This is a genomic window from Runella sp. MFBS21 (assembly GCF_029433105.1).
Classification (GTDB): Bacteria; Bacteroidota; Bacteroidia; order Cytophagales; family Spirosomataceae; genus Runella.
On the sequence record NZ_JARNTW010000002.1, the window covers coordinates 499,759 to 520,103 of the forward strand.

General features: G+C 42.1%; 14 protein-coding genes. 5 read left to right on the top strand and 9 right to left on the bottom strand.

Features of this window, described 5'->3' with window-relative positions:
• Window positions 1–43: 43 nt before the first annotated feature.
• Together P1X15_RS06305 and P1X15_RS06310 are read left to right on the top strand one after the other, a co-directional pair.
• The gene (locus tag P1X15_RS06305; protein ID WP_277337299.1) at window positions 44–1,012 is read left to right on the top strand and encodes a glycoside hydrolase family 43 protein; all 969 of its coding nucleotides are present in this window, start codon (window positions 44–46) and stop codon (window positions 1,010–1,012) included.
• Window positions 1,013–1,083: 71 nt separating this feature from the next.
• Window positions 1,084–4,194: a two-component regulator propeller domain-containing protein gene (locus tag P1X15_RS06310; RefSeq protein ID WP_277337300.1), complete on the top strand. Its 3,111-nt coding sequence runs from the start codon at window positions 1,084–1,086 to the stop codon at window positions 4,192–4,194.
• Between the two features lie 11 nt (window positions 4,195–4,205).
• Here P1X15_RS06310 and P1X15_RS06315 read toward each other — a convergent pair whose 3' ends face one another.
• Complete coding sequence (locus tag P1X15_RS06315; protein WP_277337301.1) at window positions 4,206–5,981, bottom strand: long-chain fatty acid--CoA ligase; 1,776 nt, start codon at window positions 5,979–5,981, stop codon at window positions 4,206–4,208.
• A gap of 203 nt (window positions 5,982–6,184) precedes the next feature.
• Here P1X15_RS06315 and P1X15_RS06320 point away from each other — a divergent pair, with 203 nt between their 5' ends.
• Window positions 6,185–7,426, top strand: a complete 1,242-nt coding sequence (locus P1X15_RS06320; RefSeq protein WP_277337302.1) for an MFS transporter — start codon at window positions 6,185–6,187, stop codon at window positions 7,424–7,426.
• Between the two features lie 14 nt (window positions 7,427–7,440).
• Here the strand turns inward: P1X15_RS06320 and P1X15_RS06325 are convergent, their stop codons facing one another.
• The 6 genes from P1X15_RS06325 to P1X15_RS06350 all read right to left on the bottom strand — a co-directional run bounded on the left by P1X15_RS06325 (window position 7,441) and on the right by P1X15_RS06350 (window position 12,037).
• Complete coding sequence (locus P1X15_RS06325) at window positions 7,441–8,574, bottom strand: hypothetical protein (RefSeq protein ID WP_277337303.1); 1,134 nt, start codon at window positions 8,572–8,574, stop codon at window positions 7,441–7,443.
• Window positions 8,575–8,578: 4 nt separating this feature from the next.
• On the bottom strand, window positions 8,579–9,238 hold the full coding sequence (locus tag P1X15_RS06330; RefSeq protein WP_277337304.1) for a hypothetical protein: 660 nt from the start codon (window positions 9,236–9,238) through the stop codon (window positions 8,579–8,581).
• A complete protein-coding gene (locus P1X15_RS06335) occupies window positions 9,222–9,758 on the bottom strand; it encodes an RNA polymerase sigma factor (RefSeq protein ID WP_277337305.1) in 537 nt (178 codons plus the stop codon). Before P1X15_RS06335 ends, P1X15_RS06330 begins: the two co-directional genes overlap by 17 nt.
• Window positions 9,759–10,074: 316 nt before the next feature.
• Window positions 10,075–11,127, bottom strand: a complete 1,053-nt coding sequence (locus tag P1X15_RS06340) for a PQQ-binding-like beta-propeller repeat protein (protein WP_277337306.1) — start codon at window positions 11,125–11,127, stop codon at window positions 10,075–10,077.
• A 3-nt stretch (window positions 11,128–11,130) separates the two neighbouring features.
• Entirely contained in the window at window positions 11,131–11,562 is a 432-nt protein-coding gene (locus tag P1X15_RS06345) for a hypothetical protein (RefSeq protein WP_277337307.1), read from the bottom strand.
• 247 nt (window positions 11,563–11,809) lie between these two features.
• A complete protein-coding gene (locus tag P1X15_RS06350) occupies window positions 11,810–12,037 on the bottom strand; it encodes a PspC domain-containing protein (RefSeq protein ID WP_028664941.1) in 228 nt (75 codons plus the stop codon).
• Between the two features lie 324 nt (window positions 12,038–12,361).
• Between P1X15_RS06350 and thrA the strand changes: the two genes are divergently transcribed.
• Window positions 12,362–14,824, top strand: a complete 2,463-nt coding sequence (thrA, locus tag P1X15_RS06355) for a bifunctional aspartate kinase/homoserine dehydrogenase I (protein WP_277337308.1) — start codon at window positions 12,362–12,364, stop codon at window positions 14,822–14,824.
• 54 nt (window positions 14,825–14,878) lie between these two features.
• On the opposite strand, the gene P1X15_RS06360 is transcribed toward thrA, so the two are convergent.
• On the bottom strand, window positions 14,879–16,024 hold the full coding sequence (locus P1X15_RS06360; RefSeq protein WP_277337309.1) for a TIGR03364 family FAD-dependent oxidoreductase: 1,146 nt from the start codon (window positions 16,022–16,024) through the stop codon (window positions 14,879–14,881).
• Window positions 16,025–16,073: 49 nt separating this feature from the next.
• Window positions 16,074–16,811 carry an HAD family hydrolase gene (locus P1X15_RS06365; RefSeq protein WP_277337310.1) on the bottom strand — a complete coding sequence of 246 codons (738 nt, stop codon included), beginning with the start codon at window positions 16,809–16,811 and terminating at the stop codon, window positions 16,074–16,076.
• Window positions 16,812–17,098: 287 nt separating this feature from the next.
• Here P1X15_RS06365 and P1X15_RS06370 point away from each other — a divergent pair, with 287 nt between their 5' ends.
• Entirely contained in the window at window positions 17,099–20,314 is a 3,216-nt protein-coding gene (locus tag P1X15_RS06370; RefSeq protein ID WP_277337311.1) for a SusC/RagA family TonB-linked outer membrane protein, read from the top strand.
• Window positions 20,315–20,345: the final 31 nt, after the last annotated feature.

Genomic DNA, 20,345 nt, shown 5'->3' on the forward strand with positions numbered 1-20,345 from the left:
CCTGATTCTCAATGATTTTTAGTATTAACTATTCATATAATTTATGAAAAATTACTTCTTAATTATCGTCCTATTGATAGGAGGAAGGTGTGTTCAGGCGCAAGAAAAATCTGGAAATCCTGTCTTTGAAGGTTGGTATGCCGACCCTGAGGGTATCGTTTTTGGGAAAAAGTATTGGATATATCCTACCTTCTCTGCTCCTTACAATAAGCAGGTGTTTTTTGATGCTTTTTCTTCCCCCGATTTAGTGCATTGGACCAAACATGCCAATATCTTGGATACGGCCCGTGTCAAATGGGCCAAAAGAGCGATGTGGGCGCCTTCTATCATCGAGAAAGGCGGTAAATATTACTTGTTTTTTGGCGCAAATGATATTCAGAATGACAAGGAAGTAGGAGGAATAGGAGTGGCAGTAGCCAATCGCCCCGAAGGTCCTTATCAAGATTATCTGAAAAAACCATTGATTGATAAATTTCACAATGGTGCACAGCCGATTGACCAGTTTGTTTTTAAAGACAAAAACCAATATTATCTGATATATGGAGGGTGGCGTCATTGCAATATCGCCAAACTCAAAGATGATTTTACAGGTTTTGTGCCTTTTGAAGACGGTACTATTTTCAAAGAGATTACGCCAGAAAACTACGTAGAAGGGCCTTTTATGTTTACCAAAAATGGCAAATATTATTTTATGTGGTCAGAAGGTGGCTGGACTGGACCCAACTACAGCGTAGCGTATGCCATTGCAGATTCTCCTTTTGGGCCTTTCAAAAGGGTAGGCAAAATTCTCCAACAAGACCCTAAAGTAGCTACGGGAGCTGGGCATCATTCGGTGATTCACCATCCCAAAGACGATGCTTGGTATATTGTTTATCACCGCCGTCCGTTGGGACAAACCGATGGTAATTCGCGGGTGACTTGTATTGACCAAATGTTTTTTGATGAAAATGGTTTGATCAAACCTGTCGTAATTACCAACGAAGGAGTAAAGAAACATACCATAGGCAAGTAATATTTTTTTCCGTAACTTGCTTTCATTACTTGATGGGAATGAATAAGTTGGGCTAAAATTTTACTCGTGTTTTGTACAAACTCATCGTCTTCATATTAGCATTTGGTGTGAATACAGGGCTACAAGCTCAAGACTACCGCCTAGAGCATATTGGGGTAGAGAAGGGGCTGTCGCAGGGGTCACCTTATCATATGCTCAAAGACTCGCGGGGGTTTATGTGGTTTGGTACTCAAGATGGTGTAAACAGATATGACGGGCATACTTTCAAAGTATATAAAACAGACATTAGCAATCCTTATGCCTTGCAAGGGGTCAATATTGCGGGATTAATAGAAGACCGACAAGGGAATATTTGGCTCGGTACGGAAGAGGGACTCAACTGTTATGAAAGAGCCACTGACCGCTTTAAGTTGGTCGTAGATGAGACCCAAAAAGGAATAAAAAAACGAACAGCTCCTTTTTATTGTGATCGAGAAGAGCTCTGGTATATACGAGAAGGAGAGGGTATTTTTTCGTATCATTTTCGTACCCACAAACACCAGGAAGTTGCCCCGAAGGTGTTTATTACCCAAGACTTTGATTATATCGATTGGACTACTCGCACCCCCAAAGGCGATGTGTGGATGATAGGTACCAAAGGCGTAGTGAGGTATGATATCAAAGAAAAAAAATACCATTATTATTTTAGTGATGTACCTGAGAATGAGCTTGGTTATCCCCTCAATATCATCTGCTTGTACGTAGATGCTCAAAACCAAGTTTGGTTAGGGTCATTGGAAGGGCTGATACGCCTCGACTACACTTGTCGGGAATTTCAATTTTTTGAGAAAAATGCGTATGGTCAATCATTGGGGGCAGTTTATAGCATTGCAGAGGGTTTCAATGATAACTTATGGATTGGTACTCAGCGCAACGGCTTCTGGACATTTAGTAAAAAAACGTACAAGCTCAAAACTTTAGTGTTGCCGTTTGTCACTCCTCGTAGTCTTGATAATTACGAAATTACGCGTATTTATATTGATAATAGAGGAATCATTTGGGCTAATGTAGATCCCGATGGCCTTCTCAAAATCATTCCCAATGCTTCTGTACTAAAGAAAGTAACTGATTCGCCAGGTATTCAAGCCAACAAAAAGCTTGATAATTTTTCGGTGCGATGTATGATTCAAGCCCCTGATGGCAATATGTGGATTGGTACAGAGGGAGGCGTAGCGGTGTATCAGCCCAAAACACGTATTATTGTTGAGCGATATTTGAGTAAATCATCCTCTCCCACTTTGCCCTCCGTCAACTTCATTAAGTCTTTTTTGAGAGATAAGCAGCAACAAATGTGGGTAGGTACTTACGGTGGTCTTATGCGTTTTGATGCTAAGGAAAAGACATTTAAGCTTTTTCAATTTGATGAAAATCCCTCCCGAAACAATTATACCCGCAATATGCTGGAATTGCCAGATGGGCGGATTTTCTTGGGAACCCCGCTAGGACCTTGGATTTTTAATCCCAAAAATGAACACTTTGAAAGGCCTTCAATTCTGGAAAACAAGAATGTTTTCTCGGTGTTTCAATCCCAAGATAGTACTATTTGGATGGCGGCGTACTTTGAAGGTTTATATGGATTCAAATACAAAAACCGCCGCTGGAAGCAGGTATATTGTGGTATGAAATACTTCAATATCAATGTGATAAGAGAAGATACGGTAAGTCATAAACTCTGGATAGGCAGCGAAAAAGGATTGATAGAGCTGGACCCTCGTACTCGAAGTTATCATTTTTATAATCATCGCAATGGCCTCCGAAACTCTTATGTGTATGGGGTGGTGATTGATAAAGAACGTCAAGTATGGCTCAGCACTAATCATGGTATATCGCAATTTGATCAAAAAACGCGTGAATTTCGAAACTTTGACCTTGCTGACGGCATTCAAGGCTATGAATACAATGGCAATGCTTTTGCGACTACCCACGATGGAGAAATCTATTTTGGCGGAGTAAAGGGGTTCAATAGTTTTTATCCTGAGCGTTTACCAAAAATCTCTTTTAGACCCCGTATTCATTTTTATGATTTTAAGGTAAATGAAGTGCCTTTTTTTACTGGAAAACAAATCAATGAAACCGATATGGTGCGTCTCAATCACGATGAGAATACCTTCTCATTGGAGTTTGCAGCGATTGATTTTTATAGCAATGGCCGTAACGAGTATCGGTATAGATTGGAAGGACAAGACCCCGATTGGGTCTATAGCAACGACCGTAATTATGTACGCTATGCCAATCTAGATCCGGGTAAGTATGTGTTTAAAGTAATGGCAGCCAACCGAGACGGCGTATGGAGTGATGAACAAAAAAGGTTGTATATTTCCATAGAGCCACCTTTTTGGCGCACGTGGTGGTTTTATATTTTTTGCACAGGGTTGTTTGGTTATGTGGCTTTTGTGACTGGCAAAAACCGCCTGATAAGGCTAAAACAAAAAGAACAAGAACGTCTGAAAATTGCGTTGGATGCGCAAGAACAAGAGCGGCGTCAAATCGCGCAAGATTTGCACGATGAAGTGGGAGCAAGGCTTGCGACGCTCAAGCTATACGCTTCGTCGCTCACAAAATATCTTTCCAAAAAACCAGAAGGACAAGAGTTGAAGAAAAAGACCCTGGAGATTATCAATGATTCTATTGTGGATATTCGGCGGATGCTTCGGGAGCTAAGTCCCAGAATGCTAGAACAATACGGATATGCTGCTGCCATTGAAGAACTTGCCAAAAAAATCAGACATTCGGGAGTGGTAGAGGTGGAACTTGACGCATCACTGCTCCCCGAAAGACTGCCCGCCGAAATAGAAACGGGCTTGTATCGCATCACCCAAGAATTGATGAACAACACCCTCAAACATGCCGAAGCAAGCAAAATCACTATCCGAGTTCATCAAGATGAAGATGATGATGTGATTCACTTTGACTATTTTGACGATGGTAAAGGCTTCGAATATAGCCGTGCTACACAGGGGTTGGGAATTGGCAATATCGAATCGCGGGTGGCTGTATTGCGTGGGCAAATCGTCTGGACTCCCAAAGTAGGGGAGGGAAATGCCGTTTTTATTGAGATTCCCCTTTATCCCAAATTCCCTTATTTGCCCCTCCCAGATTTTGAAGAGTGGATTGCGCTTTTTCGTACTCGTTTTAAAATATAGGATATTTTGTTTTATCCTTCAAACAAACCTTTGATTTCGGTGGCATACTTGGTTTGGATGATTCGGCGTTTGGGCTTGAGCGTGGGTGTTAGCTCGCCATTTTCTACTGAAAACGCCTGTGGCAACAAATGATATTTTTTGATTCGTTCATAAGGGGGCAAATCGCGGTTGGCTACTTCTACTTCGGCGCGGAGTTTGGTTTTTACTTTGTCGTTTTTGAGGATTTCGGCATCGGAGGTGTAAGTGATGTTTTCGACCCTACAAAATTCTTTGAGGGCATCAAAAGAAGGTACAATCAAGGCTGCAGCGTATTTTTGTCCGTCGCCTACTACTACCGCTTGTTCGATAAAAAACGACTCTTTCAGGGTAGATTCTACCGCTTGGGGAGCGACGTATTTACCCGCTGAGGTTTTAAACATCTCTTTTTTTCGATCCGTAATTTTTAGAAATTTTCCCTCTATCCATTCGCCAATATCGCCCGTGTGAAACCACCCATCTGAAGATATTACTTCGGACGTGAGCTCCGGCTTGAGGTAATATCCTTTCATAACATTGGGACCTTTGACCAAAATCTCGCCATCGTCGGCAAGTTTTACTTCTACGCCATCAATCACCAACCCTACCGTACCGATACGGACTTGGGGCTGTGGAAAGAGGCGGTTGAACGAGATAACGGGCGAGGTTTCGGTGAGTCCATACCCTTCGCAAACGGGGATTTCGGCGGCCCAAAACACCCGTGCAATGCGAGGCGGAGTAGCTGCTGCACCCGCTACAATCATCTCTAGCTTACCGCCCAATGCCTCTTTCCATTTACTAAAGACAAGCTTACGCGCCAAATTGAGCTGAGTGTTGTACCACCATCCTTTGTCTTGAGAGGGGTCAAATTGTAACCCCAATTCCAAAGCCCATAAGAAGATATTTCGCGCGATTCGGGGCTGTTCGTAGCCTTTGGCGATAATTTTGTCATACACTTTTTCGAGCAAACGTGGTACGGTCGATAGCACTGTGGGCTGTACCTCTTTGAGGTTTTCGGCAATAGTAGCGACGCTTTCGGCATAGTAAATCGAAATACTAGATTTGAGATAGACATATTGTACCATCCGTTCAAAAACGTGATTGAGTGGTAAAAAACTCAGCGCCCGTGCTTTGTGCGGAAAAGCAATCAACTTGCAGCCTTCTTCTACATTGCTCAACAAATTTCGGTGGGTAAGCATCACACCTTTGGGATTGCCTGTGGTGCCAGAAGTGTAAATAATGCTCAACAAATCTTCACTGCTGATAGCACCTTTTCGTTTTTGTAATAAATCCAAATCAGCGTCGTTGGCCAAAGCCACAACTGATGACCAATGTTTAGCACTTTTGACGGTATCAAATGTAAACATTTCTTCGACCGTCGGAGCGGTAGCTACTACATCAATAAGTTTACGGAATAGACCTCCGTCTCCCACAAAAACAAACTTGACTTTTGCTTCGTGAAAAATATATTCAAAATCTTCGAGCGTAAGGGTAGGATAGATAGGTACCGACACTCCACCCACTTGCTGGATTCCAAAGTCTAGGATATTCCATTCGGGGCGACCATCGGAGACGATTGCGATACGGTCGCCGGCCTCGACCCCCATTTTGAGTAATCCTAAGCTGACTTTATCGACTTGGCTACAAAATTCGTCAGACGAAAAAGTAATCCATTCGCCTTGCCTTTTACAGGCTAAAACATCGGGCTTTTGACTAGGGCCGACGTTGAGAGTGAGTATATCGAAGACGCGTGTAGCAGAAGATTCTGTCATCGGAAGAGGTATAAATAGTGAGCTGAGATTCGAAAGCTATGTATTTATCAGACAATAGCTCCTCGAAGCAGTGAAAAGTATAAAAGTGATTTGAATTATGCAAATTTCAAGTCCTAATGCGTTTTGAGAAAAAATAAACTTCCGTGATTATGGCATAGACTTTCAACATTCAAACCCCCGATTTTGTGTACCTTTGCGGTGCTATGTTACAGAAAACAGCCACTCTTTATCGAAACGCCTACGGAGGTATCTCTCGCGAAATTTGGCTTCTCGCCTTTGTGATGTTTATCAATCGTTCGGGGACGATGGTCATCCCTTTTATGAGCGTATACCTGACCCAAGCCCTCCATTTTAGTTTGGCACAAGCTGGCCTTGTGGTGAGTTGCGCAGGTGCAGGTGGGATATTGGGGGTCTATTTGGGCGGGAAACTGACTGACAAACTAGGTCATTATTACGTACAAATGGCAAGTTTGGCATTAGGTGGAAGCATGTTTTTTGTATTGATGCACATGCGTACCATGCCTACTTTATGCCTTACTACCTTTGCTTTAAGCTTAGTGGGCGAGGCGTTTCGTCCGGCCAATTCTACCTCAATTGCTTACTATAGTACGCCCGAAAATCGCACGCGTGCCTATGCTATCAATCGCTTAGCTATCAATATCGGTTGGGCTATTGGCCCCGCTTTGGGGGGCTTTTTTGCGACTATTGGCTATCAATATTTGTTTATTGCTGACGGCATTACCAATATATCGGCGGCTTTGGTGTTGTTGTTATTGGTCAAAAATCGTACCCAAGATAGCTCTTCCGAAAACCATAAAACTACCCAAAACCCAATGCCGCAGTCGGCATTTCGGGATGTGGTTTATATGCGGTTTGTGCTCTTTACGACCTTGTTTGCCGTTGGTTTTATGCAGTTTTTTAGCATGGTACCTGTTTTCTGGAAAACCCAACTGCACGTGAGCGAATTTTACATCGGATTGCTCCTCGGCACCAACGGCCTCCTCGTGGCAGCCTTTGAAATGATACTGATTTATCACATTGAGCCGCTGCGTCATAAGCTTGTTTTTATCAGTTGGGGCGTGCTTTTTTGTGGGTTGAGTTATTCGCTGTTTGTCGTTTTTCAGGGAATTGTATGGATATTACCATTGGCAGTAGTTACCATTACCCTAAGCGAAATGCTTGCAATGCCTTTCATGACCTCCTTCTCGATTGAGCGTTCGACGCCCCAAACACGCGGTCAGTATTCGGCTTTGTATTCGATGTGCTATTCGATTGCGCAAGTTGCCGCTCCTACTTTAGGAGGGCAAATTGCTACTCGTTTTGGCTATTATGTACTTTGGGGCGTGATTGTGGGTTTGATGCTTGTGGCGGCGGTGGGTTTTCGTTGGGTCAAAAATTTGTTAGAAAAAGAAACGTTTTCAACCTCCCCTCCCTCTTTATCATAAAAGCTTTAAGCCTCCTAAAATCCAATCGCGACTCTCAAGCCCGGCTGTATGTTTTTGAAGAACCCATTCCAATAAATCTCTGGCATGACCGTGATACGCTTATAAGTGGTAAACGCCGACGAAAAACGCCAAGTATGGGGTTGAAAATGCCCGTCTTCTTTGCCTTGATTATAGCCGAGTTGGAGCGAACCCACGCGCAAGTGTTTGGAGGTTGTTCCCCAAAGCCGCTGTTCGATTTTTTTGCCACGGTCATAAAAATTAATCCCCACGGTATAAAACGTGCTTCGTTGGGCTGTGAAATTGTCGGTTTGGGTTTTGTTGAAAGATACCGCCATTTCTACGCCTAAGTTTAGTCCTAAAATACTGTTTTTATAAAGGTACGTAAAGTCGCCACCAATCGTAGTGTAAGGGCGACCTGCGTAGAAACCTAAGCTAGTTTGTGCCCAAATAAGACTCATACTTGCTTTCCAAGATTTAGCTACTTCTGTCTTAACATTGAAGCGTTCGGGGCCAAATACCCGAAACGTCATCTCGCCTGCGTTGTGGCGGTCATAAGTTTTGGTCTTTTTCAATTGCTCCAATGTACTGGCCAAACGCTCGTTCAATTGTGTTATTTGCATTATTTCATCAGCATTGTTGAGGAGAAAATAAATCCCAAACCAATGTCCGTAGCGATTGTAGCGGTATTCGTTGTGGAGTTCGCCATGGAGAGCTTGGATTTGGTCGGGAGCCATTTGGTCGAGGGGTGGGATATTGTCAGGGTGCGGAATCCACTTTTCAATCACAATGGTATCTTGTTTTTGTTTGACTAGCATCGGCTCCGAAAAATTTTGAAAAATAAAACTATTCTGAGTTTGTGGATAAGCTTTAATGTGCAGTTGCCTACCTTTGGAATTGAGGGTGTATTGGAGTTTGTATGCAGTGGTGGGGTTGGAAATACTATCTTTTACTTTTTGATAATCTTCCACAAAAAGCCGCACCAACGAATCGAGGTTTTTAAATTTTTCAAAATCATCCCACCTATTGCCTGCTACCACCACCCGATTGGAGGTAGAAAGTGGAATCGTGATTTGGTACTGTTCTGTTTGGGCAAAAAGAGGGCTTAAGGTGCTGGTCGTCAGCACCCAAAAAAGCATGAGATGTTTCATGGGGTTATTTTATTTTGATGGTAAACAAATGGGTTTGCTGGGCGTATTCGGAAGGCGAATGACGTTTTTTTGTACTGATTTGTTCATGAATCCGTTCCATAGGATCGGTTTGTAGCTCATTGGCATGTACTACTTTCCAAGTTCGTTTTGTGGGATTATTAGTCGATACTTTGGCAGAAGGAGGGTTTTCTATCGTGGCGGCTACTCTATTTGAGTCAGGAGAATGTAATATGATTTTTTCAAGTTCTAAGATAGGTGTTGAAGGAACAAGCGGTGTAGAAATCGTACTTGTTTCACCTTGTATTTTGGCTATAGAAGGCGTTGGTAGTACTTGTTTCTTTTTTGATTTTACTTTACTGACTAGTATTGGTTTTTCTGAACTGATTTTGAGGGATTTTTGAAGATTGGAGGGTTTGGGAGGCGTTGGTGTAGCCGATAGCTGTACCGTAGTAGGCGGATTTTGACTTACCCAAATTCCTACAGAAATTAGCATTAGTAGAAGAGAGGCGGCTATGCCATATCCCCAATAAGTACGTTTTTTTGGGGTGATTTGAGGCTGTAGTTGTTGCCAAAAAGCCTCAGTATCAAAATTTACTTGGGGGGGCAGCGACTCGTCTAATGTCTCAAGGAGCTGCTTTATGTTTTTATCATTCATTTGTGCCATAGCGATAACCTTGTTTTTGAAGCCACAATCGCAGCAGCGCTTTGGCTTTGTGAAGTTGGCTTTTGGAAGTACTTTCAGTAATGTTGAGTTGGTGCGCAATTTCGGCGTGCAAATACCCCTCTACTACATACATATTGAATACTGTTCGGTAGCCGTCGGGTAGCTGAGTAATAGCGGCATAGAGAATTTCGGCATCTATCTCAGGGGAATTGTCGGTTTCGATTTCATATTCTATGGATTCGTCCAATGTCAACCACGAAATGCGCTGCTTGCGGAGGTGCATCAGGCATTCGTTGACCATGATTTTGTGTAAATAAGGGGCAATAGGATGCGTATCGTCGAGCTGATGAATGTTGTTGAAAAACTTCAAAAAACCATTCATCAGTACTTCTTGGGCATCTTGCGTATCACGCACATAGCGCACACACACCCTCATCAGGCGGTTGACGTAGGTATCGTACACCCTACGTTGGGCAAAAGGGCTACCTTTTTTGAGTTCTTTGATGAGGGTTTGTTCCATCTTCAATGTGCTTTCAAGGGTTATTATGCAGATGGAACGCTGAGGGTTGCCTAGGGGGAGGTAATTTTTCCCTAAAATTAAATCTATAATTAAACTTGGCTTCTAAAATCCCTACTGTGATGCGAGAATTTTTTTACCTAATAAGAGATTAGCGACTTGGGCACTGACGACTCTACTCGGTGCGGGGAGAAGTAGGTGGCTTGGTGGTGGTATCTGATATAGTATGAATATGTCTCCTATGTTTGAGAATAGTTATTGGAATGGCATTGATTTAGGATAGTTGTTCAAAAAGCGTTTTGGATGAGTTTTGTAAGGATTATTCAGTGGATGATTCTTTTTCAAAAATGTGTAAAGTACCACCACTGTCTAAGACATAAAGTCTATCGCCGTCTACTTGGGGGGCTTGGTGAAAACTAACATAAGAATATGCATCTAAACGAGGCATTGTTAGATATTCTAGCCAGTCTATAGTAAGCGACAAACGATTGAAAGTTCCCAGGATTTCTATTCCCAATTCGCTACCTAATGCAATAAAATACACATACTCATCGGTGTAGCAACAGTGGGTGATACTATAAGACTCTTCTGGATTTTTCCATAGTATTTTTACCTCTTGGGTAGTTAAGTCTATCTCAAAATAATACAAGTATTTGAGTAAATAGAGTTTATGGTTTTGAATATTCCAATAATAAGAACCAGTAAACCATTTTGTAATGTGAAAATAGGGGGCAAAATCAATTTTCCACAATACTTTTCCTGTTGCGACATCTAATCCTAATAATTGCTCACCTGCCATCCAAACCAAAAGTATATTTTCTGAAATTCCAATAATTTGCTGAATCTGAGCAGGTTTTGGGCCATCAAATTGATGCCACTTGTAAGGAGATAGGTCAGACTGCCATACTTGCTCTCCATTATGTAAAATTTGACTTATCGAATGAAATGAATAGATGAAAATAGCCACAGATGAAAAGAATATATTATCGAATTCATATTCTTTTTTCCACACATATTGTTTTGTTGGAATATCAAACCATGCTAAATATTTGTTTTGATAATTGTCACTTATAACTCTACTGATTATGGTGTTATGTATTAGGATTGCATTGCTATCTCTTAGAGTTTTTATTTGCTCTAAATTAAAGTTTTCTTCAAGATATAATATTGTCTTTTCTCCTTGAAAATTATTATTAACTAATAAAATATTTTCATATATATTGCAGTTAATGATATTAGAAAACTCTAATTCTATAATATTTTCATTGGATAATTTATTTAAAATAGATATCTTATTATTGGTTAATAATATATCATATTTTTTAGATATGACTATGCCTGTTTTCTGTGTATTATTAATATGTTTAAACATGCTTTATTTTGTGTTTATAAAGATAGTGTATTCATTAAACCAACTCGTGTTATTTAATCTTGCTAAGAACTCTTCGGGGTCTTGAGTGTTAAACAATTGTTGACATTTAGTTAACCCAATACCTCCATTTATTATTTCTTGGAATATTGCAAAAGCTTTACCCTGAAACATTGTTTTGAAAATATTTTTTACGTAAGCATCTGGGTCTGGTACGCCATGTTTTATCAACTTTTCTTTATCAAAAAAGTATCTTAATTGGCTCAAAGAGTTGATATTTCGTAAATAACATAAAAATTGTCCATAACTGCCGCAGCCAATCGAGAAATTGTAGAAAGAAGATTTGGAGCGATCACATTTTAATGGCCAATCTTCTTCATCTTCATCATTATCACGAGGTGTCCAGCTTTTAAATTCCACAATAATATCACCAGGCATCCGTACATCCAGTTGGCAACCACCAATTCTTTGTTCAAAATCTTGTACGTTAAGGTATTCCGCATTAATGATTTTGATTGCATATGCCGAAGGCTCCAGAACTCTTGTTGTCGAATTAGTTTATTAAATTCTTTGAAACACTCACAAGACACTCGTGTAAAGAGCCGTTTTCAAAACCCATAAAAAATGCCGACTCCTGGTGGAATCGGCACTGTTGGTGCAAACACTAAAATAGAGATGGATAAGACTAAAGCCTGATGACGTTTGTATCGGTCGTTTCTTTGATAGCTTTAGGCAAAAAAGCCCAAAGTAAAATATAAATAAAGCCCACAGGAATACCCGCTGAAAAGAAAAACGCGAGCACAAACAAAATCCTCATCAAAGCGCGGTCGATACCGAAATAATGAGCAACGCCTGCGGCTACTCCTCCCAAAACTGACTGATTAGTGATGCGATATAATCTGTTTGTTTCCATGGCTATTAGATTTTTAAATTTTATTACTAGCAAAAAGGCTGTTGTTTTATGGCTGTTTTTGAATTGATGTGATAAAGGTACTAGGCAATACACACTACATCCAATCGATTCTAAGCTAATGGATGTAAGACTGGATAAGTGGATGGTTTTGGGGATGATATTTGTATTAAATAGGTATTGTTTCTCACAAACACAACAAATTATGCGTCACCCAACTATATTTGCAGCCAAACAAAACAAAGCATAGCGCTATAACTTTGAAATCTCAAAGGATAGAGACTCAGAAGAAGGCGCTTTCGAGGCATTATAAACGATTGACTGTCAATGAAAGTTCTTAAGTTTGGCGGTACTTCATGTGGTACTGTAGAAAGTATAAAGCAGCTTATTAAGATTCTTGAAAACAACATTGCCCAAGGTGAAAAAATAGCAGTTGTGTATTCGGCTATGGGTGGCGTCACCAATCAGCTGATTGAAATCGGAAAAATGGCGGCCCAAGGCAATCCTGATTATTTGGATATGTGTAGGACATTGGAGGAGCGTCATTTTGGGGCCGTGAGAGGGTTGATTGACATCAAAAATCAATCAAGTGCCATCGCCAAAGTGCGCGGATTGGTCAACGAACTAGAGGATTTGCTACGCGGGATTTCGCTCATTCGGGAGCTTTCGGCGCGTACACTCGACCTGCTAATGTCGTTTGGAGAGCGACTTTCTACCACCGTCATTACCGAAGCAGTCAAAGCAAAAAGTTTGAAGGCCGAGTTTTGTGATGCTCGTAAGCTTATTCGTACAGATGACCACTTTGGCTATGCAGAAGTGGATTTTGAAATTACCAATGCCCAAATCAAAGCTCATTTTGAAGAAAGAGAAGCTCTTCAGTGCATTACGGGGTTTATTGGTTCTACCGCCGAAGGCATCACTACGACCCTTGGTCGTGGTGGTTCTGATTATACAGGGTCGATTTTTGGGGCGGCCTTGGATGCTGAAGTGATTGAAATATGGACTGACGTAGACGGAATGATGACAGCCGACCCACGCAAAGTATCTACTGCCTTTACGATTCCGACTATCACATATGCAGAAGCAATGGAATTAAGTCACTTTGGGGCCAAGGTGATTTATCCGCCAAGTTTACAGCCTGCTTTTGTCAAAAATATACCTATTAAAGTACTCAATACCTTCAATGTATCCTCTGAAGGTACTACTGTGCATACTATCCCGTATGATTCTCCTTACGCGATTACGGGCATTAGCTCCATTGACGACATTGCTTTGGTCAATGTCCAAGGAAGTGGTTTGATTGGGGTGGCAGGGGTATCGGCTCGGTTGTTCACGGCTTTGTCGAGACACCGAATCAGCGTTATTTTGATTTCACAGGCATCGTCAGAGCATTCGATTTGCTTTGCTATCGACCCCCGAAATTCTGATAGAGCCAAAGAAGTATTGGAGCAGACATTCGCCCCCGAAATCAGTGCTGGGGATATCGACCGTGATGGCATTCAGATTCAGAAAAATGTATCAATCATTGCCATAGTAGGAGAGGGAATGCGCCGAAATACGGGTATTTCGGGTAAATTGTTTACGGCTTTGGGCAAAAATGGTATCAATGTAGTAGCTACCGCTCAGGGCTCTTCGGAATTGAATATATCGGTGGTGATTCAAAAAAATGACCTTTCCAAAGCACTCAATGCGATTCATGGCGTGTTTTTTCAGTCAGAAGTCAGAAACCTCAATTTGTTTATTGTAGGTACGGGCTTGATTGGAAGTACGTTTATGAAGCAATTGGCGGCGCAGTCAGATTATTTGGCTAAAGAAAAGCTGCTAAAAATCAACGTAGTAGGACTAGCTCGTAGCAAAAAAATGTGGCTCAATCCCGAAGGTATTAGCCTTAACAACTGGAAAGATGAATTAGACGAAAATGGCAAAATGACGAGTTTGCCCGCATTTGTGCAGCGCATTCGCGAATTCAACTTGCCCAACAGCGTTTTCATCGATTGTACGTCCGACAAAGATATTATCCAATATTATCATCCCTTGCTTGACGCAAGTGTATCAGTAGTGACGCCCAACAAAGTGGCTAACTCAAGTGCTTATTCGGAGTATTTACGTCTACAACAAACGGCGGTTAGGAAAGGAGTGAAGTTTTTGTACGAGACCAACGTGGGTGCGGGCTTGCCAATCATCAATACCATTCAGGGATTAATGGCGAGTGGGGATAAATTCGTGAAAATAGAAGCGATTTTATCAGGAACTTTGTCCTTTATCTTCAATAGTTTTGTACCCGGAACTCGCTTTGTGGATATTGTGCGGGAAGCTAAAGCCAAAGGCTATACAGAACCCGATCCTCGCGACGATTTGAGTGGTCTTGATGTAGCTCGTAAAATCTTGATTTTGGCCCGTGAAACGGGCGTAGGCCTTGAAATGAGCGATATCCAAATTGACCCTATTTTACCTGACAATTGCCTTCAAGCTCCTACCGTTGATGACTTCTTTGTAGAATTGGAAAACTCGGATGCCTACTTTGCGGAACTGCTACAAGCGGCTACCGAAAAAGGAGAGAAGCTGCGGTATATCGCTACGCTCGAAAATGGCCGCGCTACGCTAGAGCTTAAAACGGTAGACGGAGAGCATCCGTTTTATTCGCTTTCAGGAGCTGACAATATCGTTTCGTTTACTACTGAGCGTTACAATACTCGTCCGCTTGTAGTCAAAGGCCCTGGCGCAGGAGCAGAAGTGACTGCCTCAGGGGTATTTGCGGATGTGATGAGTATCAGTAGTTATTTGGCGTAGGTTTTTGATGAAATTTTAAAAAAGAGGCTGTCCTACAAAGGCAGCCTCCTTTGTTTAGAAGATAGACGCAATGGTTTCTTCAGAATAGCCTCCACTTGAGGTCATGCCTTTGCCCCCAATCCCGGTGATGATTCGGATGTGGTCATCTATCTGATGTTCGTATATTTCGTCGGTGGTTTGGCTATAAAAGCCCGCCCAACTTGTCTGGATTTTTTCTACTGGAAAACTCACGATTCGCTTGGCTTCCTCAATCATCAATTGATTGATATAATCGCTCAGATGATAGCCCAAATCGTCCACGTTTTGGGCACCTGCATATTCGTGCGAATCTCCCACCACAATTGAGCCATCCAAAGCCTGCTTAAATAGGATATGAATACCCCATTTTTTGAGTTCTTCCAAATGCGGTGGCGTCGTAAGACTTGCATAAGAAGGACATTGCTGAAACGACTCGTAGCGTCTGATGGTAAGTCCCGTAAGAATATTGCCCTTCATTGCTATTGCTGGAAAAGGGATGGTTTGGAGCATTTGGAGTTTGCTTACCACCAATCCACTTTGCGCAAACAAATCAGGATACAACATCCGAAATTCGTGACCATTGCAAATCAGCACCTGTTCGGCTTCAAATTGTTTACGATTTGTCAAAGTGACCTGTGCTTTTCCATTGGTGCTTTCACAATTGGTAACGGTAGCGTTGTTAAGATAAGTTACCCCCGTTTGTGTAGCACAATACGCCAAAAATCGCTGCATTAGAAGAGGCGAATCGACGGTTACTTCCTCAGGAAAAAAAATCGCCCCTACGGGATATTCATTTCTCAAATAAGGGTATTGGGCAAGGCAAGCTTCTCGACTCAATAGCTCACACGGATAGCCTATTCCTACATAATAATCATACAGCTCGTTGGCAACCTGCCACTCGTCGGCATCAGAGGCAATATAGACTGAGCCGTTTTTCCGAATGGTCAAATCAGTTTTTGATTGTAAATCATGATACAGCTCCAAGCTTCGTTTGCCATACGTAAACCATCGTCCGGCAAGGCCGGAAGGTACTACTTGCCCAAAATTGCGAACTGTAGCTCCTACAGGGAAGTTGTCTTTTTCAAGAAGCAATACTGATTTGTTGCGTTTGGCGGCATGATAGGCGTGAAAAGTCCCCATAATACCCCCTCCTACCACAATCAAGTCAAAATGTGTTTTCATGTGTATAAATACTAAATCTGAATGCCTATTCTTGTAACAAAAATCTAGGTTAAATTTTTACTTTGGCATCTTCTAAAATATTGATGATCTCATCCACTGACCCAAGCAAGGCATCGTGGGGATGAGACACAAGTTGCTCCATGGTATGAGTGCCATTGATGACCCCTAAATTTAGGTATACTCCTGCGGCAGCACCAGATTGCAAATCAGAAGGGGTATCGCCGATGTTGATAACTCGCTTGGTGTCTGTAACACCTAGTAGACGCATCGCTTTCTGAATCATCAGGGGAGCGGGGCGGCCTTTTTCTACTTCATCGCTGGCAATAGAAGCTTGGATGATGGTAGCGTTGGTGCCTACTCGGTTTTCGTCGAGTCCTTCAAGCCAGCCTAGCTTTTCCAAAATAATATCAGTTACAACTCTGTAAAACCCTGTTGTCAAAGCGACTTTAATGCCTTGATTTTTAAGGTAATCAAACAGCTCAAGGCATCCTTTTGTTGGAAAAACGGGTTGTGTGCGATAATGCTCTTCTAGTACTTCTTTAAAAATAGCATACGATTCATCGACTTTGGTCTGAATATCTGGATGACCTTCGCCAAGGTTTTGGGTCCAAAACATTTCAAAAACAAATCTTTTAGCCAAGCCTTGGGCGGCTAAGATTTCTTCATCAGAGGCTTTCAATCCCGACATCTTAGCTGCTTTGGCAAAACAAGCCTCTACCTCGTGTTGGTCTGTAACGGTGGTACCCGCCATATCAAAGACCACTAGCTCAATTGGTTGCTGCTGCATATGGTTTATTTCAACTTTAGAATGATACAATGGTAATATTTTTCAAAGGCAAAGTTAACAAACTTCAAATTAAAGTTTAGCTAAAATATACTTTTTGTTGCAAAATTTATAAACCTAAAAGCGGTTTTGGGTGATTTTTAATGCGTTGAGAAGTGTTTAGTTATATTAAAAAAAATATTAATAATTACTTCACTATTAGTTAACTATTTATTAATTTCACTAAACTTAATTTGCATTGAGTTTAGTATGTCTATGTTCTTCATTTTCCACGTAAACCAATCAAAGTTATGCATTCTTTTTTACCTCAAAAACGCTGGAGGAATCCTTGGGTGTCAGTATTTCTATTGGCATTTTTATTGAGCACTACTATACTTGCACAAGAAGTAACGCTGCAAGGGACAATTACAGATGCCGACAACAATACCCCTCTACCGGGAGTAAGTATTGTGGTGAAAGGTACTAATCAGGGTACCAATACCGATGCCAACGGCAAATACCGTATTAATACCTCTTCTTCGGCTACTTTGGTTTTTTCGTTTGTTGGGTATAGTGCCCAAGAAGTGGCGGTGGGCAATCGCACTACGATTGATTTGAAAATGAGCCAAGACCTCAAGCAACTTCAAGAAGTAGTAGTAACCGCACTTGGGATTCAGAAAGAAAAGAAAACATTGGCCTTTGCTACTCAAAGTGTCAAAGGTTCTGACCTTATCAAAGCCCGCGAACCCAACCCTATCAACTCGCTTGTGGGTAAAGTAGCAGGCTTAAACGTAGGGGCAAGTGCGGAGCTTCTGCGCGCACCTCAGGTATCCCTCCGTGGGGGAGCACCCTTGTACGTAGTAGACGGGATTCCTATCAACTCCGATACTTGGAATATCAGCCCTGATGATATCGAATCAATGGACGTTTTGAAAGGGCCTTCTGGTACGGCTTTGTATGGCTTCCGTGCTCAAAATGGGGTCATCATGATTACGACCAAAAAAGGTTCTAAAGACAAAAGAGGCTTCTCAGTAGATGTCAATTCATCTACCATGTTTGATAAAGGATTTATTGCTATTCCCAAGGTACAAGACCAATACGGCCCCGGCGACCACGGCAAATATGCGTTTGTGGATGGCCGTGGTGGTGGAGTAAACGACGGAGATTACGACATCTGGGGGCCTCCATTGGATGGTCGTCTTTTGCCTCAGTATGACAGTCCTATCGACCCTGCCACCGGCAAAAGAATTCCTACTCCTTGGCTGCCAAGAGGTAAAGATAATTTGACTCGATTTATCCAAACAGGGATATTGTCAAACAACAACGTGTCGGTAGCAGCAAGCAATGACAAAGCGGATATTCGGGTGTCGCTTTCGCACCAATACCAACGCGGCGTAATTCCTAATACTCAGCTCAATATCACCAACCTCAACACTTCTTTGGGCTATAATTTTTCCAATAAACTGCGTTTTGAGAGTACGGTCAACTATAGCCGTCAATATACTCCCAATATCCCTGATGTAGATTATGGTCCCAACTCCCTTATCTACAACTCTATCATCTGGGGAGGCGCCGACTGGAATGTAGATGATATGAAACAACTATGGCAGCCTGGTAAGGAAGGAATCCAGCAAATCTATGCGGAGTATCAACGCTACAACAACCCCTGGTTTGTGGTAAAAGAGTGGTTGCGTGGACATTACAAAAACGATATTTATGCGTACGCTTTGGGTAAATACAAAATCAACGATTTCTTGAATGCTCAGTTGCGTACTCAAGTCACTACTTACGACATCCTTCGCACCGAAAAAATGCCTTATTCCGCTACTTCTTACGGACGTGAAGAAGCGCGTGGCGATTACCGCGAAGACCGTCGTAATTTGTGGGAAAACAATACCGACCTTTTGATAAATTTTGATAAAGAAATCGTTAAAAACATTACGTTGAAAGCTTCGGTAGGGGGAAGTATGCGTCTTTTTAGATACACCTCCAACTTCGCCTCTACCGATTATCTCAACGTGCCTGGCGTCTATAGTTTTTCCAACTCTCGCAATCCTGTACAAGCCTACAATTTCCAGTCTTACATGCGCGTGATGAGTGGCTACTATGCTGCCGACTTGTCTCTTAGTAAATATGCCAATATTTCACTGACAGGCCGTTGGGACAAAACTTCTACGCTTCCTTCTGGTCGTAATGTCGGATTTTATCCATCAGTGGGAGTGACTAGCGTTATCTCAGATTATGTAAAACTACCAGACGCGATTACTTTTTTGAAAGTGCGGGCGTCGTTTGCACGGGTAAAAGAGGCATTTACCCAAGCTAATATTGGGGTTCCGCCGGGTGCTCCTGTTTATTATGGTGCCAATTACAACTCTTCGTATGACGGGCCAAGTTACGGAACTACAGTGGCTTATAACATTTCGCGTCCTTACAACAACGAAGCCGCCGCTTACTATTCTAGCAGCTTGATTGATCCCAACATCCAGCCTTCGAGCCGTACCAACTACGAAGGGGGTGTGGAAATGAAGTTTTTGAACAACCGTCTTGGATTAGACGTGACTTATTTTAGCTACTTAGACGGTCCTCGTATTTTTGGATTGACGCTACCCGAATCTACGGGTTATGGAAGTTTGACCACCAACGGTATCAAGTCTCAGCGCAAAGGATTGGAGATAGCTGTTAGTGGCAACGTCATCAAAAATGCCAATGGATTTAACTGGGATGTGCTCGCCAACTGGTCTACTTGGCAAGAAACGCTGCGGGAGATTTATGGCAACCAAACCCGCTTGAACCAATTCTATAAAATCGGTGACCGCCTAGATGCTTATTATGGAACGGCTTTTGTGCGTACGCAAGATGGGCAGATTGTAAACGATGCGAGTGGGCGTCCTATCTACAATCCCGTTTCACAGTTTTTAGGTTATACCAATCCTGATTGGACGTTTGGCTTCCAAAACAAATTCAGCTACAAAAACTTCAATTTTAGCTTCCAGTTTGACGGACGTATCGGGGGTGTCATCGAAAATTATATCCAAAAACAAACCTTCCGTGGTGGGCGTCATATTGCCACCGTTCAAGGAGATATGGGCGTGGCTCGTTTGGCCGACACCGAAGGCCGTAAGACTTGGGTAGGCCCAGGCGTAGTATTGACAGGTGGCACGATTAGCTACGACCCAGATGGCAAAATTTTAAACTATGGCGAATTGAAATTCACCCCTATGTCGACTACCTATGCTACTTATCTCCAAGACTGGATTAGCCGCTATTACAACTCGACGGAAGGAAATATCATGAACCGTACCTTTGTAAAACTCAGAGAAGTTCAGGTGGGATACTCATTACCAGCAGGGCTTTTGGGTAAAAACATCCGCCAAGCCACTATTTCTTTGGTAGGTCGTAATTTGCTGTACTTTGCTCATTCAAAAGACCTTGATGTGGAGCAATTTGTCAACTATAGCAACCGCTCTTCGTCACTACAAACACCTACGTTGCGTCGTTATGGTATCAATATCAACTTCACCTTCTAAGCGTCGCTTCTTGTGAATGTTTTTTTCAAAA

What these genes read in the sequence shown, in the direction of transcription:
- P1X15_RS06345 (WP_277337307.1), bottom strand. Translation starts at nt 11,562, where the DNA reads ATGCCTGGTGATATTATTGTGGAATTTAAAAGCTGGACACCTCGTGAT.
- P1X15_RS06305 (WP_277337299.1), top strand. Translation starts at nt 44, where the DNA reads ATGAAAAATTACTTCTTAATTATCGTCCTATTGATAGGAGGAAGGTGT.
- P1X15_RS06370 (WP_277337311.1), top strand. Translation starts at nt 17,099, where the DNA reads ATGCATTCTTTTTTACCTCAAAAACGCTGGAGGAATCCTTGGGTGTCA.
- P1X15_RS06335 (WP_277337305.1), bottom strand. Translation starts at nt 9,758, where the DNA reads ATGGAACAAACCCTCATCAAAGAACTCAAAAAAGGTAGCCCTTTTGCC.
- P1X15_RS06340 (WP_277337306.1), bottom strand. Translation starts at nt 11,127, where the DNA reads ATGTTTAAACATATTAATAATACACAGAAAACAGGCATAGTCATATCT.
- P1X15_RS06365 (WP_277337310.1), bottom strand. Translation starts at nt 16,811, where the DNA reads ATGCAGCAGCAACCAATTGAGCTAGTGGTCTTTGATATGGCGGGTACC.
- P1X15_RS06360 (WP_277337309.1), bottom strand. Translation starts at nt 16,024, where the DNA reads ATGAAAACACATTTTGACTTGATTGTGGTAGGAGGGGGTATTATGGGG.
- P1X15_RS06325 (WP_277337303.1), bottom strand. Translation starts at nt 8,574, where the DNA reads ATGAAACATCTCATGCTTTTTTGGGTGCTGACGACCAGCACCTTAAGC.
- P1X15_RS06320 (WP_277337302.1), top strand. Translation starts at nt 6,185, where the DNA reads ATGTTACAGAAAACAGCCACTCTTTATCGAAACGCCTACGGAGGTATC.
- P1X15_RS06315 (WP_277337301.1), bottom strand. Translation starts at nt 5,981, where the DNA reads ATGACAGAATCTTCTGCTACACGCGTCTTCGATATACTCACTCTCAAC.
- P1X15_RS06330 (WP_277337304.1), bottom strand. Translation starts at nt 9,238, where the DNA reads ATGGCACAAATGAATGATAAAAACATAAAGCAGCTCCTTGAGACATTA.
- P1X15_RS06350 (WP_028664941.1), bottom strand. Translation starts at nt 12,037, where the DNA reads ATGGAAACAAACAGATTATATCGCATCACTAATCAGTCAGTTTTGGGA.
- thrA (WP_277337308.1), top strand. Translation starts at nt 12,362, where the DNA reads ATGAAAGTTCTTAAGTTTGGCGGTACTTCATGTGGTACTGTAGAAAGT.